The sequence below is a fragment of the Legionella saoudiensis genome (assembly GCF_001465875.1).
In the GTDB taxonomy this organism is placed as follows: Bacteria; Pseudomonadota; Gammaproteobacteria; order Legionellales; family Legionellaceae; genus Legionella; species Legionella saoudiensis.
In genome coordinates this window covers 158,197-173,864 of the sequence record NZ_LN901323.1, presented here as the reverse complement: position 1 = coordinate 173,864, position 15,668 = coordinate 158,197, and the positions used below count along the sequence as shown (strand labels likewise).

Sequence of the window (15,668 nt, the reverse complement as noted above, 5' to 3'; positions counted from 1 at the left end):
GGCAGGTGCGCCAAGCTGCAATTTTCTCTGAAGTAGGTTTTTTTAAACAGCCAGCAAAGCAGGTAACAAACAGCGGTTCTTTTTGCACGTTGAATTTCTAAACCAAGTATTCTATGATAAAAAAACTCTTTTTATCATAAAAACGGACTTTAGATATGTTAAAGAAATCTTTAGGATTGGTTGTGCTCACAGGCAGTATTTTTTCGGTCTCCTATGCGGATGCACCGGCAACCGAAGCACCGAAATCCCCTCCCAGCAATAATGTTCCCTCAAGCTACCTGCCCGTAGATATTCATGAATCCTTTCAAAGTATTTTGCAGCGTATGAGTGCCGCAAAACAAGGGATTGAGGCCAAGCAGCAAGAATTATTAAAGCAACGCTACGACTTGAGCAATAAACCCTCACCCACGGCAAAAATGTCTAATGGCAAGCCTGTGCAAGAAGGCGTGCGCGTTAAACTACCAGCAGGGATGACTTGGGAAAAATTAAGCCAAATGAGTCCAGAGAACATTAAAAAGCAAGGCTTATTCCCAGCCGGATTCCTCCCTTTACCACACCCGCATCATGCCGAAGGTGGAATGGTATTTCCTAAATTTGCTATTGATGAAATTAATAAGCAAGAAAATCGCGATTTAACTCGCTTCGATTTAGACTTTGATATCCCGGATCATTTTCTACCGCCATTTCCTGCGCCGATTTTTTTAACAACGCATCCAGAGCTTGGAGATGTATCGAAGGGTAAATTAGTAACCATTGAAAACTATTATGAGTTATTCAATGGAATTTTGAATCCCAAACAAATAGAAGGTTTACGGCTTTTACTCACGCCATTTCCTCAGCAACAATTTAACCAAACCGAAGATCGACGTTCAGTAAAACCAAGCCGTGGAGTGGCATGTTTTGACTGCCATGCGAATGGCCATACCAATAAAGCAACACATTTGACCGGTGATGCACGCCCACAAGAAGTCCGTCACCGTGTGGATACACCAACTCTGCGTGGGATGAACATACAACGGTTATTTGGTTCACAACGTGCTTTAAAAACCGTAGAAGATTTTACTGAGTTTGAACAAAGAGCTGCTTATTTTGATGGAGATCCTGTTATTGCCACTAAGAAAGGGGTTAACATTTTAGAACGCGGCAGCCAAGTTCATTTTATGTCGGAGTTTCAGGAAATTCTCGATTTTCCTCCTGCACCTAAATTAAACTGGGAAGGAAAACTTGATCCTGCCAAAGCAACGCCTGCTGAATTACGAGGTCAAGAATTATTCTTTGGAAAGGCGAAATGCGCGACCTGCCATGCAGCACCGTATTATACCGACAACAGCATGCATAATTTGCAAACTGAAAGATTTTATCAGCCACAAATGGTTAACGGAATGAAAGCTGTAGGGGATGGGCCGATTAAAACGTTCCCTTTAAGAGGTATCAAAGATTCTCCGCCATATTTACATGATGGCCGTTTATTAACTTTGGCTGATACGGTTGAATTCTTTAACCTGGTCCTGCAATTAAAACTGACTCAGGAAGAAAAAGCAGATTTAACTGCGTTTATGGAAGCATTGTAACGATTGCAGCTTAAGAATGTAGCTTATGACCCAATAGGAAATTACCACAAGGGACATTGGCTACATTCGCATCCACGTGGTTGTACATACATCACGTCATCTTATAGAATACATTTTTAAAGAAAACCGAGGGGAAGGGCTATGAGAAAGTGGTGGCTAGTCGCAATAGCAAGTATTTTGATGCATCAAGTGGCCTTTGCACAACAGCAAAGTTGGAATCAATGGGTTGCAGAGGTACGTACTGAGGCCTTAGCTCAAGGCATTCCCCCTGAGGTTTTTGATCGGGCTTTTGCTGGAATTCATGAACCGAGTCATACCATTAAAGGACTTTTAAAGTCACAGCCTGAACATCGGTTGACCTTTATGAAATACCGTAATACCCGTGTAGATAATTATCGCATTGCCATCGGTCGCAAAGAGTTCAAAAAGAACCAGGCTGTACTTGAAGACGTTGCAAAAAAATACGGTGTAAACCCTTGCTTCATCGTTTCCTTCTGGGGAATGGAAACCAGTTATGGTACTTACATGGGAAATTTCCCGGTGATTAAAGCCCTGGCTACCTTAGCGTATGATTCAAATCGCAAGGAATTCTTTCGTAAAGAATTATTTATCGCATTACGTATTCTCAACGAAGGCCACGTTAGCTTAGCTGATTTCAAAGGGGAGTGGGCCGGCGCTTCCGGGCAGCCACAATTTTTACCCTCGAGTTGGGTGAAATACGCGGTGGATTATGATGGTGATGGTCGACGTGATATCTGGAAAAGCAAACCGGATGTCTTTGCTTCCATTGCCAACTATATGAAGCAAAATGGTTGGCAAACTGGTGAACCTTGGGCAGTCCAAGTTAAGCTGCCTAAGAATTTTGATCGTGCTTTAGAAGGTAAAACAACAGTCAAACCCGTGACTGAATGGGCATCTTTAGGGGTGCTAACCGAAGATGGTAAGCCCTTGCCTTATCAGCACCTCAACGCCAGTATTGTGGAACCTTATGGTGGCCCAGCATTTATGGCATTCCCTAACTATAAGATGATTTTGCACTATAATAATTCTATCTATTATGCCGGAGCCGTAGGTTACCTAGCAGATAAAATTTGTCAGGGACAACCACGATAAAATACTATGAGCGACTATCTTGATAAAACTGCCAGTCTAACTCCTTTAGCGAAGCGGGTAATCTGTGACAAAGCCACAGAATATCCGCATACAGGAGCATATAATCAGATAGCCACCCAAGGTACTTATTTATGTCGACGTTGTGGTTTGGCACTCTTTCGTGGTTCAAGTCAATTCAGTTCTGGTTGCGGTTGGCCGAGTTTTGATGCAAATATTGTGCAGGCGGTGAAGCAAGTTCCTGATAGCGATGGCAGGCGTATGGAGATTCTTTGTGAGCGCTGCAATGCGCATTTGGGGCATGTGTTTACTGGTGAATACTTTACCCAAAATAACATACGCCATTGCGTTAATTCAGTGTCCATTGATTTTGTTGCTGATGATACAGTTCTCGATACTGAGGAAGCAATTGTTGCTGGCGGCTGTTTTTGGGGCGTTGAGCATTTTTTAAAGCTAATTCCTGGAGTATTAAAGGTTGAGTCTGGTTATACGGGCGGTGTAACCTTAGACCCTAGTTATGAGCAAATCTGCCAAGGCAATACTGGGCATTATGAAGCCGTACGTGTTGTTTACGATAAGGCGAAAACAGATTATCACCAAGTGTTAAAGCGTTTTTTTGAAATTCATGATCCAACGCAAAAATCAGGTCAGGGTCCTGACATTGGTCAACAGTATCAAAGTGCCGTGTTTTATTATGATCAAGAACAATTAGATGAGGCTAAGCTTTTGATTCAAATATTGCAAAAGCGAGGTTATCAGGTGGCAACTCGGTTATTGCCCGTGCAAACATTTTGGCAAGCAGAAGATTACCATCAAGATTATTACGCCAAACATCATAAGGTTCCTTATTGTCACCAACCGGTAGAACGTTTTTCCTAAAGCAATTTATCATCCTCCCTCAGGCAGTGGAAAAATTGGATTATAATTAACCATAGATAAGTAATCAAAGGAAGCACTGCCATGCAAGAACCTAAAGAAACCTCTGAGAAAACTACCACTAAAAAAGCTGAGCAGGAAGATGAGCTTTTCTTATCTCCACCTCAAGAAACAGAAGGCACCGATATTGCCAAGCAAATGGGCGCTCAATTGGACGCCGAGGAAAATGCGAAGAAAAAACAAGTATCCATACAAAGCGACCAGATTGAGGCTATATTAAAGGCATATAAAGAGCGCTTTGCAGATGATGATTGGTATAAGAAGCATCCACCGGAAATGGAAGAGGATGGCAGTGTCACGCTGCACTTCAAATCCTTTGACGATCTCGCAGATTTTAGTAAAGAGCAGGCTGAGTCTGGAGCATCCTTTACGATAGTGGATAAAGAAACAAATAAAGTAATGGCCTATTCCAATGGTGATGGCAAATTATACAATGGTGATGGTACAGAATTTAAAGCCGGGCAAAAGGATTTCATCGCTGGCGGTGATTTTAAAGACTTTAAAATGCCTTTACCTGTTTCCCGTGCGGAAGTGAATGAGAATGATGGTCCTGATGAAGAGGCAGAAGAAGAGCAGCAGATTAGACCAAAATAAATATTTACTTCAATAACCTGGTTGCTGCCAAGCAGATTTCTCTTAAGCGCGGCAACCAGAATAATTCACGCACCAGCCTTATATTGACTTTTATCTTGCTCCCCGGTAAATTTTTTGCTCATTATTTTGGCTGGATGAATTATGCCCCATTATCGCAAACAAGCAGCTCTTGAATTTATAACCCAACTTTCGCTATTGATGCAACGTGATAAATTAGAGCCTAAGGAGTATACACCTAATCCTCAGGTTACTTGGGATAAAATACTGATGGCATTAGGCCAAAGTGAAGCCAACACAAAAAACATCTATCAACGTCAAAGCATATTTAGCATTCAAGTTTTTAGCTATTTTTATCAGTATGCATTAGCCCTTTTGCTTGCAGAAAAATATTTAAACCTCAAAGACAAGAATGCGATTCATAAGCATTCAGCAGAGCGAAGAGAGTTGTTGCAGAAACATGCCCATTATCTAATTGAGCAATTCACTCCTTATAAAAATAATATTGCCGAGTTAAGCGATTTTGTGCTTCCGCGCCCTTTAGCGGAAAATCAAAAAGCGATTAATTATGAAGCGAAGGCCGCTACTCAGTTATATAAAAATTATGTGCAAGCTTACAATAAGACCAGTGGCTCCAAGTTAAATGGCGAGGTACCTACTTATTACGCATGGGCTGATATTACCGCGGGTTTGGAAGAGGCTGAGAGCACTTTGTTGCATAATCTATATGATAAGCAGCCATGTGCAGTATTTTGTTATCGTTATTTGCAGATTCTTTCGGGCGCTGAAAAATATATCCAAGATGCCAAGAAAAATAAACAGCAAAGGCTGGCTTTTATCCATGAGCATTTAACCTTTGTAATTGAAAAGTTGCCCCTAATACAAGCCCAAGTACCTGCGTTAAACCAGGTAGCAATATCGTCACACACAATGATTGGTACGGTAATGAGCGCCTCATCCTCAGAAAAAAAACCTTATACTAATATGAAATTAACCCCAGTCCTCAAGAGGATAGAGGATTATGCGAATTTCCTAAAAAAGGATCCTCGCAATCATACTTTTTTTGGCACCAGCCTGCAGGTTACTAATAAAGGGAAAATGCTATTAGACTTTGTAACAGATATACACAAGGCATCTGATTTAAAAGAAATAAAAAAGATCCTGCGTGATTTTGATTTACAGCAAGATAAGTACATTCATCATAAAGCGATTTTTGCATTAGGGCAAAATGCAACCACACGTTACTTTAATTCATTTATGAGTAATATCGGTTGTGCTACACGGCTGCGAACGACAACTATTACCTTAATCGATGAGCTTCGAGAACTGGTTAATGAACAGGATGATATGTCCTTAACTAGCACCCGTAACACTTTTAATTAAACCATAGCCTCAGTGCTTGCATGGCACGATGCCGTAGCCCGTATATGCTTGCGCTAATAGGGGCTACAGTTCCGAAATACCTTAAGTACGTGTCGGCAACTGGTGTTTTCTTAATGCCATGTTAAGCCCGCAGATAAAGCTGCTCAAAGCCTGAAAACGATAAACTATGATGTTTTCGCAATGCAGGTCTTTGCGTATCTAAGGTTAAATGGGGATAGCGCTCCAGTAAGGTTTTAAAAATATGACGCATCTCCATACGCGCAAGTTTGGCTCCTAAACAAAAATGACCGCCATAACCATAACTGAAATGCGGGACTTTTTTATTAACAAGATTAATGTCATGAGGCAGATTAAAATAATGCGGATCACGATTAATCGCATGCGTAGAAATAAAAATAACCTTACCCTTCTCAATCAATTGCTCACCCAGCAGGGTGTCCTTTTTAGCCACCCGAAAAATAAAGGTTACGGCAGGATCAAGGCGATTACATTCTTCAATGTAGCTATCAAGAGCATGCATATTTTCTCGCATCTCACCCCATAAGCCGGGAGTACTTAATAAGATAAAAAGATTATTACATAACTGATCGGTGGTGGTAACTTGTCCGGCAACCAACATCATAATGGCTTGTGAAATAATCTCTTCGTCATTTAAAGCAAAATGTGTTTGATATTCTAATAGAATGCTCAAGAAATCTTTACCTGGTTTGCGGCGTCTTTGGGTAATTAATTGGGCAAAATAATTATATAAGCATTGAGCACTGTGATTTACCTTTATGCCATCCGCATCCAGATAGCTAGTTGATCCGCCAAAAAATTGCGTCATGTTATTTGACCAATGATAAAAGTCCATACGTTCCGCATCCGGAATGGCAAAAAGCTCGGCTAGGGTGATGGAAGGGATTTGCTGTGCCAGTTGGCTCACAAAATCAAAATCCTGCAGTTTTTTAAATTCACTTAAGCAGCGGTCAATAGTGTTTTGGATCAAGGGCTGTAACTGTTCAAGAAAATTAGAACTAAAACCATGGTAACAAATCCGTCTTCTATCGACATGTTCTGGCGCATCACTCATCACCATCATTTTGCTGACTACCTTAAAAAAATCAGTGAGCAAGGACAAGTTCATTTCTGGCATGCGTGAAATAAAAAATGGACTGCGATCGCAGCTAAAATCCTCACTCATTAATGCTTGTTTTGCCAATTGATAGGAACTAATAACCCAGAAATTACCAGGAGCCCACCAAAAAATATCTCCCATCTCCCGTATTTGATTACTGAATTGCTCAGGAGTTGAACTTTGTTTTAATTGCATTAGTGTAGGGGTAGTCATAATATTTGAATCCTTCGTAAATGACGTGGGCTGTGGCGCTGAAAGGCATTGCGTCCATGCAGCAACGAAAAATTATCGGCAATCAAAAAATCACCTGCCTGCCATTGATGCTGATACATGAATTGCGGCTGACGCAGGTACTGGCTTAAGGTGCTTAGAATATGCTGCGATTCTTCCTCGCTCTTGTTATTGACGCGCACCGTTACTGGATTTAAATAATCTTCACCTACGGGCTCGGCAAAACGCAGAATAATGTGTTGAGTGTCTGGGTGATAGTTAATTAAGTCGCGGGTAATCGAGCCACCATAATGCGCTAGTTTTTCCGTATGAAAGCTAAATGTGTAAGAACGCCATTTCTCCTGTTGCGCGGGGCTTGCCGCTTGCCATGCGGCTTCGGTATTAATAAATAGGGTTTCGCCGCCATTGCCGGTTGCAGGTGCATACAGACAATTAAAAAACAAGAAGCGTGGTTCTTGATGAAATGCTCCATCCCAATGCAAGGGTACATCTCCTTCAGTGAAAAGATAATTTTTGGCATCGCTATCTACCTTCATTTCCATGACTGGACCAAAGTCCCAAGAAAGCAAGCGAGCCTGGCTTTGGCAGTAATTTACTAGTGGTTCACGTGCTAAGGGATGAAAGCCACGCAAAAGTACTATTTTATGCTTGGTTACTTGATTGAGAATAGCCTCAAGCGAAAGCTTGGTAAGACAGTGTGGCTCTCTGGTTTGAATGATGTATGGGCGCATTAGCTTGCCTCCAAAACGTAATGGTCTTCATTTAATCTGGCCCCTAAACGTTCAGCTTCTTCACGTTTGATTAGTTGCCAACCTTGAGCATCTTTTAATAAGACATTATGCCAAGGGGTACACCAGCGGTTACTAGATGGTATAAATTGAATCCCCATTTTTTCTGAACCGCAGGGCTGTGGATGAATCGATAGGCGGATGGATTGCGAAAAATGTTGAGCGATTAGTGCAGACCATGCATTGGAACGTCGCATTACTTCATAGGTTATTTCTTTGGCTTGTTGGCGTATCTTATTTTTGCTTTGCTGCGGCTTTAGTGCTAATTGATCTTCACTGATAAAACGATGAAGACCATTAAATTGATAACGCCAATGAGGTTCTTCGATAATTCGTTGCTTTAAGCTTGCTAAAGATTGGCCAAATTCCTGCAGGAGTAATTCGCGCATGTTTTTATAATTATGGCTGGGGTATACCTCATCTAAATTAAAGATTGTTAAGTGATGCAGTTTATGTTCTGAGATAATGTTTTGAATACCCTGCTGATATAAATCCACATCCGCATCACTGACCAAGACTAGATCATTAAAAACCCGGCCGTCAGAGCATATAATTAGCTTTACTCCTGGCAGATGAATTTTTTGCATGTTATGGCATAACTGATTAAGTTGAGTTAAACCCATAACCTCGCCGCGATCAGGCCGGGCTGATAGAGTTTTTTGCCGGTTGGCGGATTTCGCCGGAAAGGCAGGCAGAATTAAAGTTAGCATCCGCTCATCGCGAATTGCCTGCTGAATTTTCACTCGTGGAAGTTTGCTGCACTGGTTACATGTAATCCCCTGACATGTTTTTTCAGCGGCCTCACTAACACGTCGTTGACTCATGATTAAGCTCAGTAGCTGTTGCGTTGTTTCTTCCGTTGCAGACATAATTTTCTCCCTATATGTGTTAATAATCAGATTAGAGAAAATCCCTATAAATTGATAATATTAAGTTTTTATAAACTTAATAAATAAATTTGATGGATATTGATTTTGATGCGTTGCGTGTTTTTATTACGGTGGTTGAACGGGGCGGCTTTAATGCCGCGGCACAAGCCTTATTTAAAAGCCAACCCGCAATTACTGCGGCAGTTAAAAAATTGGAAGAGCAGCTTGGCATGTTGCTTTTTGACCGCAACCAGTATCGTCCGGTGTTAACGGAAGAGGGGATTAAATTACATCAGCGTGCGCAGTCGCTTATTGAGCATTGGCATAATGTCAGTCAATTTGCCGTGCAACTGCAGGCTCAGCGAGAGAGTGATATAACCATTGCGATAGATGTATTTTTCCCTTTGCCCAGCTTGAAAAACCTCTTGCAAAGCTGGATCAATCGGTTTCCAGGCACGCAATTTCATTTTCTCTCTGAATCTTTGGGGGGCGCTTGCGAGCGCTTATTGCGGAATCAGGCAGATATCATTATCAGTGAAAATTTAATTATGAAAAAAGCCGTAGAAGTTATTCCTTTACGAGCTGAACCTTTGGTCGCTGTAGCCGCGCCTGAGTTTATTGAGCGCTACCAAAAACAATTGGGTGATCTAGATACACTTTCTGAATGCATGCAAGTGATTTTACGCGACTCATCGCAATCAGATTTTTCCTTCGGGGTCATCGAACATGGTCGCCACTGGACCGTTCGTGACGTGATGGCTAAAAAGGATATTATTGTTGCCGGTCTTGGCTGGGGACGATTGCCCCTGCATTTAATAATCCAAGAGCTCGCTGATGGACGTTTACACTATTTACAAGGAACTCATTTTGACGAACGCCTGGTGGTTTTAGGCGCGATCCGCTTACAAAAACCAGCACACGGACCAATAGCAGAATGTTTATGGGCTGATTTAAATTTAAGAAAAATGGAGGTAGCGGCGAAAACCCCAAACCATAGCAAAAAGCTTTAAGTGAATTATGAACATGGAGAAGTACCTAGGGGTTCGTGGCAGAAGTGTTTCACTTTTTAGAAAGTATTTTCGTAGCCTCTTCATCAAGTTCACAATAATAGTACTTCTCTGCAGTAGCCGTAATTTCTAGACATTTAGCAATACTGGACTCATAGCCACTGGAAAAGTTGCTGAAAAACAAAACTTTTTTTTCCGATATATTAGCGAGCGTGCTTTGTAATTGCTTCAATGATTCAGTTTGCTGCAGGGCCTTAATTAAACGTAAGGCATCATTGGTTTTACGCATGGTTAACACCGGGTTTCTGAATAAACGAGTTACCCATGAGGGTTGAAATTCTTGATTGGCATTTAATGAACCCCTGGAGTTAATATAGCGGTGTAATTCACGGATGCAACTTTTCTTAATACTTTCCAAGTTAATGGTTCTTTTAATTAACAAGTTATCCAATGCTTCTGCAATACGAGTCGATGAAGTAATTTTTTGTTGAGGGCCAAAAATTTTTTTGTTTTCGCGCACATGGAGCTCATAGGCTATGGCTAAATTTCCTCTCAATTTAGGATCATCTTTTAAAAAACTAGCATCGTAAATATCTGGTCGATAGAAGCGTATAAAGAGCAACGCTTTAATGAGGCTTATAGTTTTAGGCTTATCTTCACGGTGATTGGCAAAAAATGGTCCATAGGCTAAATATTTATCATCCCAAGTCATAATACTGTCCTGACTCAGTCTTTTTGCTTTGGGGTGAGTTAAATAAGCCTTTTCTCTTTGTTCTAATTGCAGGGCCATAGCAACATCAACGCATACTAGCGTCCCCTCCGTAGTCACAATAAAATTCTTCGTGGATGTTGCATCAACTACTATTCTGCCCGTGCGGTTAAAAATATCGAGCACCCCAAGCATCATTTCCTTATCGCTCGCTGCACGGCCATGCACATAAGGACAAACCCAACCTAGTCCATGAATACTCTGCATCGTCTGCGCTGGTGGGGATAAGTGAGGATTAAGCTCATTCCATAGACGCACAGAACGCTCTGGAGCATCTGCGATGCTATTTCCTTTCTGAATCTTAAGAACAAGCGAATAATCTTCATTATGAAAAACTCTATTGTAACGCCCTTGCGCAAATTCAGTCCAAAGCATAGCTATCTCATAAACCTCATCATAATTCTTGATAACGCTTATCAGCCTCTTTTGCTTTGCGCTGGTTTTCCTGCAACTGATACTCATTGAGTTGCTGCTGCCAAACAGTGTGTGCCTGGGTTTTCCATTGCTGTAACTGACGTATTAACAAGCCCAGATGAGTAGCCAGCATAGGTAGTTTTTTAGGGCCAAACACGATTAAGGCAACAATAAAAATTACCAGCAGCTCCATGCTCATAATGGTTTATTGTCCTTTGGGGAGTTATCGTTGGAATCATCATTTAATGCTTTGCGAAAATTTTTAATGGCTTCGCCTAGATCAGAACCAATGTTTTTTAATTTGGAAGTACCAAATAGAGCAATAATAATGATTAAGATTAATAATAAAGAAAGGGGGCTAATACCACTGAGTCCCATATCAATTCCTCATGTTACGGTTAAAAAGAGCAAACAATCCGCTCACGACAAAACCACCCACGGTAATTGCAGTAAGCTGTTGGTGATTAAGCAGATGAAAGTAATCCAGTAAACCAACTAATAAAAAGGCCAGACTTGCCCCTACGGCAATATTACTTCCATTAAGAAAAACCGGCTCTTTCTCTTGCTTGCTGCTTGCTTCGCTCTTCTCGGCAAGGAGTTGTTCTTTTTTTAGTTCAAGAACATCAAAAATTAGCCGGGGCATGTGCGGCAACTGCTCAGCAAAGAAAGGTAGATTTTGTTTTAATTGCTGGAAAAATGCCTTGGGCCCAATCTGATCTTTCACCCATTGTTCTAGAAAGGGTTTGGCTGTAGTCCATAGATCCAGCTCAGGATAAAGTTGGCGGCCTAAGCCTTCAATCGCCAGTAAGGTTTTTTGCAGTAAAACCAGTTGAGGTTGCACTTCCATTTGGAAACGTCGGGCTACTTGGAACAGGCGTAATACTACTTGCGCAAAAGAAATATCTTTTAATGAGCGCTCAAAGATAGGTTCACAAACGGTACGAATAGCGCTTTCGAACTCATCAACGCGAGTATCACGAGCTACCCATCCGGATTCAACGTGTAATTGCGCAACACGGCGGTAATCACGATTAAAAAAGGCCAGCAAGTTTTCGGCAAGATAACGTTTGTCATTATCATTTAAGGTACCCATAATGCCAAAATCGATGCAAATGTATTGCGGATCTTTAGGATGCTCATAAGAGACAAAAATATTACCTGGGTGCATATCGGCATGAAAAAAACAGTCACGAAAAACTTGGGTAAAAAATATTTCTACGCCGCGTTCCGCGAGTTTTTTCACATCAACGCCTTGGGCTTCTAATGTACTTAGATCAGAAACCGGGATACCGCGAATGCGCTCCATAACCAGGACATCAGTACGGGTATAGTCCCAATAAATTTCTGGAATATATAAAATATGAGAACCTTCAAAATTACGGCGTAGTTGTGCGGCATTAGCGGCTTCTCGGGATAAATCAAGTTCATCAAGTAGCGTATGCTCAAATTCTTTAACGATTTCTCGTGGCTTTAAGCGCCGACTTTCCGGCCAATAACGATCTGCCCATCGAGCAATGGTATGCATAATGCTTAAATCATTTTCAATTAGACGTCGCATGTTCGGACGAAGAACTTTAACAATGACTTCTTTACCGGTTTTCAGCGTTGCTGCATGTACTTGGGCCATGGATGCCGAAGCTAGGGCTTGAGGATCAAATTCTGCAAAGACCTCATAGGGTGATTGGCCATAGGCTTGCGCAATGATCTGCATGGCTTTTTCACTGGAAAAGGGAGGAACGCTATCTTGTAATTTGGTCAATTCCAACGCAATTTCCGGAGGCAGTATATCTGGACGAGTAGATAAGGCTTGGCCAAATTTAATAAAAATGGGACCTAGCTCCTCCAAGGATTTACGCAATGCTTGACCATGGGTTAAATGTTCTTTACGAAACCAATTCCACGGATTTAGATAAACAATGAAACGAAAAGGAGCAAAAAGTCTTAGCGAAACTACGACGTTATCGAGGCCATTTTTGGCTAATATATAATTGATGTGCAATATGCGAAAGAGTTGTTTAATCGATTTCATGGCGGCTTATTAAATGGTTTACATGGGCTTGTAAGCGCTCAGTACTTAATGATAATTCATCAACTTCCTTATAGAAGTCTTCCAGTTCATTTTTCGATGGCAGGATGCGTAATTCTTCTTGTAAGTATTCCGACATATTCTGCCGCATTGATTCGTCAATACGTTTGGTAAAGGATAAGCTTTTGCGTACAAAAGAACCCAGCTGATGGGCAACTACATCACCGGTAAAATGAGCTAAATGCCCTTCCCAATCAATATCCATCTCATCAAATAATTTTTTAACGTGTTGGCCTAACTCCATATTACCAGACATACGAATTTTATCGTTAAATAAGGAGCGTGCTTTGGATGCAGGCAACAAACTTAGGCGAATTAAACCTAGGGGGCTACTGTGAATTATGGTATCCGCCTGCCCTTCATAATGATCCAGAAGCTCGACTGCGCCCTGATTAAACTGAATAAAGAACCGGACATTCAATGGCGCAATAATCATTTCTAGAATTTTGCCATTTAATGCCTGCAGTTTGGATGGCATTTGCTCATCTAAGGAGATGGCAGTATTTATTGCTTTTTGTAAGGCTTTTAATGAATATTTTTTTAACATAATCAACTCAATACTTGTAAGCAACGTGTAAGGCCACGATCCCACCGCTTAGATTATGATAGGTACAATCTTCGAAACCGGCGTCTTCAATCATTTTTTTCAAAGTTTGTTGATTAGGATGCATGCGAATTGATTCAGCAAGATATTGGTAACTGGCCTCATCTTGCGCAAAGAGTTTACCTATTTTGGGTAAGATATTAAACGAATACCAATCATATACTGGTTTTAGACCTGGAAACGTAGGGGTAGAAAACTCCAAAACCATCACCTTTCCACCAGGCTTACAGACCCGATACATAGAGCGTAAGGCTTCATCTTTATCGGTTACATTTCGCAGCCCAAAACCCATAGTAATGCAATGGAAATTATTATCTATAAAAGGCAAGCATTGGGCATTGGCCTGAACAAAATCAATGTTCTTGTATAGGCCTTCATCCAGCAAGCGGTCGCGCCCTACATTGAGCATGGCTGAATTAATATCTGCCAAAACGACTCGTCCTGTATCGCCGACTTTTTTGCATAAGAGGCGGGTAAGATCACCACTGCCGCCCGCTAAATCCAGCACTACTTGTCCGGGACGCACATGGCTTAATTCTATGGTATAGCGTTTCCATAAGTGGTGAATGCCTAAGGACATGAGATCATTCATCCGATCGTAGTTTTTTGCTACCGAATGAAAGACCTCAGCGACTTTCTTCTCTTTCTCGTCCCAGCCTACCGAGGTATAGCCGAAATGTGTAGTTTTCTTTTGATCGCTCATAAATAGGGTGGATTTATTAAGAAAGGCTACATGTTAACTGATCTTCAGCAAGATACCCAGTGTTGTTAAGAATAAATTCGTTGTGGTTAATCGCATGCCGCTGTGCTCCATAGATTATTTATAAAAAAAAAGCCTTTATGCATAAGCGGTATCATTTAAAAATTTGAGGTTTTCCCTTGATTCTGTAGCCAACATCAGCAACTGCATAATTAATTGACTTATCATGGTCTAATTGTTTACAATGTGTGCAATTTGATTAATCCACGCTTTCCTTAATATGGTTTCTCCTACCGCGCTCTGTTGAGAATATCAATTAAGTTATGAGTATAAGAGAGAAAAAACATGCTGTTAAGTGATGATAAAACGGTACTGGTCAAAGTTACTAAAGCAGACATCAAACCAGATGGTTCTTGTGATATCCCCGAATCAGTGACGCGGATTAAGTCGAAGGCATTTTTAGGGCGCGATTCTTTAAAGATTATTACTATTCCTCCTCGAGTTACCGCGATTGGCGCTTATGCGTTTAAACGTTGCATTTCTCTCCATATTATCCAATTTTTGGCAACAGATATTAAAATAAATGAGAATGCTTTTTTAGAATGCGAGGGCGTTCATAGCATCGTAATTTCGGGTGATGACGAATCACAAAAACAAGTTATTAACCAATTGCCTAAGCCATGGCATCATAAAATTGTTTCAACAAAGCTTGCACAGCAAGCTTTACAATTAGTGGATGAACAATTATCTAGTGTAAAGCTGGTGCCGGAAATAAATCCTTTGCACCTGTTTTTAAGCCATGATGCCCCTACTACTAAGGCCAAGATAAAAAACAACTGTGAGCACGATGTAGTTATAGAATACAACCCAATTCCTGATGACCTCTTTCATTATATCAACACCTTTCTTGGGGATGATAATATCTATTATCGACGTGCGGCAATGTTGATGTACCGCGAGCCTCTTCCCAGAAACGATGCGGAAAGAGAGACATACCAAGTTAAATTGCAACACCTCATGCATGAAGCCATTACCGAGCCCTTGGAGTTGCAGGAGCATTTTACACAGCAGCTAAAGGACATTTTAGCATGTGAAAAAGAGCTTAGAACCGTGGGGCATATTGATGCGGCCGATGCAATGCACGCGCTTTTTCAAAAAGTATACGCAGGGTATAAGGTTAATTATTCCAGCAATATCATTGGGTTTTTAAAAGAGAGCTATCAAGCAATAAATGAAACGCGTACACGATTAAACGAGAATGCAGCCTTAAACTATCCAGCCGCAATAGTAACTTTTTTTGGCGGCGGGGCGGTTAGCCTTTTTAATGAAGGCTATAGGCAGATTACGGGAAGGCGCCACCATTTTTTCCAATCAGTGAGTAGCGAAAGCCTTGATGCACTGGAAGATGGGCTAGGGCGCATGGCAAAAATACAACCTCATTAACAATTAATAATGCACCAGGTCAAAGTAGCCTGAATGCAACGCAGTGGAT

Annotated in this window: 16 protein-coding genes; 7 read left to right on the top strand and 9 right to left on the bottom strand. The window is 41.2% G+C overall.

What is annotated here, in order from left to right; translation table 11 throughout:
* Positions 1–155: 155 nt before the first annotated feature.
* From BN3124_RS07225 to BN3124_RS07205, 5 genes are all read left to right on the top strand, one after another.
* On the top strand, positions 156–1,571 hold the full coding sequence (locus BN3124_RS07225; protein WP_058534128.1) for a hypothetical protein: 1,416 nt from the start codon (positions 156–158) through the stop codon (positions 1,569–1,571).
* Positions 1,572–1,712: 141 nt separating this feature from the next.
* Entirely contained in the window at positions 1,713–2,684 is a 972-nt protein-coding gene (locus tag BN3124_RS07220) for a lytic murein transglycosylase (protein WP_058534127.1), read from the top strand.
* Positions 2,685–2,690: 6 nt separating this feature from the next.
* Positions 2,691–3,560 carry a bifunctional methionine sulfoxide reductase B/A protein gene (locus tag BN3124_RS07215; protein WP_058534126.1) on the top strand — a complete coding sequence of 290 codons (870 nt, stop codon included), beginning with the start codon at positions 2,691–2,693 and terminating at the stop codon, positions 3,558–3,560.
* 81 nt (positions 3,561–3,641) lie between these two features.
* Positions 3,642–4,211 carry a hypothetical protein gene (locus BN3124_RS07210; RefSeq protein WP_058534125.1) on the top strand — a complete coding sequence of 190 codons (570 nt, stop codon included), beginning with the start codon at positions 3,642–3,644 and terminating at the stop codon, positions 4,209–4,211.
* A 141-nt stretch (positions 4,212–4,352) separates the two neighbouring features.
* On the top strand, positions 4,353–5,591 hold the full coding sequence (locus BN3124_RS07205; RefSeq protein ID WP_058534124.1) for a hypothetical protein: 1,239 nt from the start codon (positions 4,353–4,355) through the stop codon (positions 5,589–5,591).
* Between the two features lie 121 nt (positions 5,592–5,712).
* Here the strand turns inward: BN3124_RS07205 and BN3124_RS07200 are convergent, their stop codons facing one another.
* From BN3124_RS07200 to BN3124_RS07190, 3 genes are read right to left on the bottom strand one after another with little or no spacing between them, the layout of a single operon-like run.
* The gene (locus tag BN3124_RS07200) at positions 5,713–6,921 is read right to left on the bottom strand and encodes a cytochrome P450 (protein WP_058534123.1); all 1,209 of its coding nucleotides are present in this window, start codon (positions 6,919–6,921) and stop codon (positions 5,713–5,715) included.
* Complete coding sequence (locus BN3124_RS07195; RefSeq protein ID WP_058534122.1) at positions 6,918–7,670, bottom strand: TauD/TfdA dioxygenase family protein; 753 nt, start codon at positions 7,668–7,670, stop codon at positions 6,918–6,920. Before BN3124_RS07195 ends, BN3124_RS07200 begins: the two co-directional genes overlap by 4 nt.
* Positions 7,670–8,596: an isocyanide synthase family protein gene (locus BN3124_RS07190; RefSeq protein WP_058534121.1), complete on the bottom strand. Its 927-nt coding sequence runs from the start codon at positions 8,594–8,596 to the stop codon at positions 7,670–7,672. Before BN3124_RS07190 ends, BN3124_RS07195 begins: the two co-directional genes overlap by 1 nt.
* A gap of 92 nt (positions 8,597–8,688) precedes the next feature.
* Here BN3124_RS07190 and BN3124_RS07185 point away from each other — a divergent pair, with 92 nt between their 5' ends.
* The gene (locus BN3124_RS07185) at positions 8,689–9,606 is read left to right on the top strand and encodes a LysR family transcriptional regulator (protein WP_058534120.1); all 918 of its coding nucleotides are present in this window, start codon (positions 8,689–8,691) and stop codon (positions 9,604–9,606) included.
* Between the two features lie 49 nt (positions 9,607–9,655).
* Here the strand turns inward: BN3124_RS07185 and BN3124_RS07180 are convergent, their stop codons facing one another.
* From BN3124_RS07180 to ubiE, 6 genes are read right to left on the bottom strand one after another with little or no spacing between them, the layout of a single operon-like run.
* A complete protein-coding gene (locus BN3124_RS07180; protein ID WP_058534119.1) occupies positions 9,656–10,747 on the bottom strand; it encodes a hypothetical protein in 1,092 nt (363 codons plus the stop codon).
* 19 nt (positions 10,748–10,766) lie between these two features.
* A complete protein-coding gene (locus BN3124_RS07175; protein ID WP_058534118.1) occupies positions 10,767–10,985 on the bottom strand; it encodes a Sec-independent protein translocase subunit TatA/TatB in 219 nt (72 codons plus the stop codon).
* Positions 10,982–11,164, bottom strand: coding sequence for a twin-arginine translocase TatA/TatE family subunit (gene tatA / locus BN3124_RS07170; RefSeq protein WP_058534117.1), 183 nt, complete (start codon positions 11,162–11,164; stop codon positions 10,982–10,984). Before tatA ends, BN3124_RS07175 begins: the two co-directional genes overlap by 4 nt.
* Before the next feature lies 1 nt (position 11,165).
* On the bottom strand, positions 11,166–12,815 hold the full coding sequence (ubiB, locus tag BN3124_RS07165; RefSeq protein WP_058534116.1) for a ubiquinone biosynthesis regulatory protein kinase UbiB: 1,650 nt from the start codon (positions 12,813–12,815) through the stop codon (positions 11,166–11,168).
* Entirely contained in the window at positions 12,802–13,419 is a 618-nt protein-coding gene (locus BN3124_RS07160; protein ID WP_058534115.1) for a ubiquinone biosynthesis accessory factor UbiJ, read from the bottom strand. The genes ubiB and BN3124_RS07160 overlap by 14 nt, the downstream gene beginning before the upstream one ends.
* 7 nt (positions 13,420–13,426) lie before the next feature.
* The gene (ubiE, locus tag BN3124_RS07155; protein ID WP_058534114.1) at positions 13,427–14,179 is read right to left on the bottom strand and encodes a bifunctional demethylmenaquinone methyltransferase/2-methoxy-6-polyprenyl-1,4-benzoquinol methylase UbiE; all 753 of its coding nucleotides are present in this window, start codon (positions 14,177–14,179) and stop codon (positions 13,427–13,429) included.
* Between the two features lie 342 nt (positions 14,180–14,521).
* Between ubiE and BN3124_RS07150 the strand changes: the two genes are divergently transcribed.
* Positions 14,522–15,619 (top strand): leucine-rich repeat domain-containing protein, encoded by a 1,098-nt coding sequence (locus BN3124_RS07150; protein ID WP_058534113.1) that lies wholly within the window; start codon positions 14,522–14,524, stop codon positions 15,617–15,619.
* Positions 15,620–15,668: the final 49 nt, after the last annotated feature.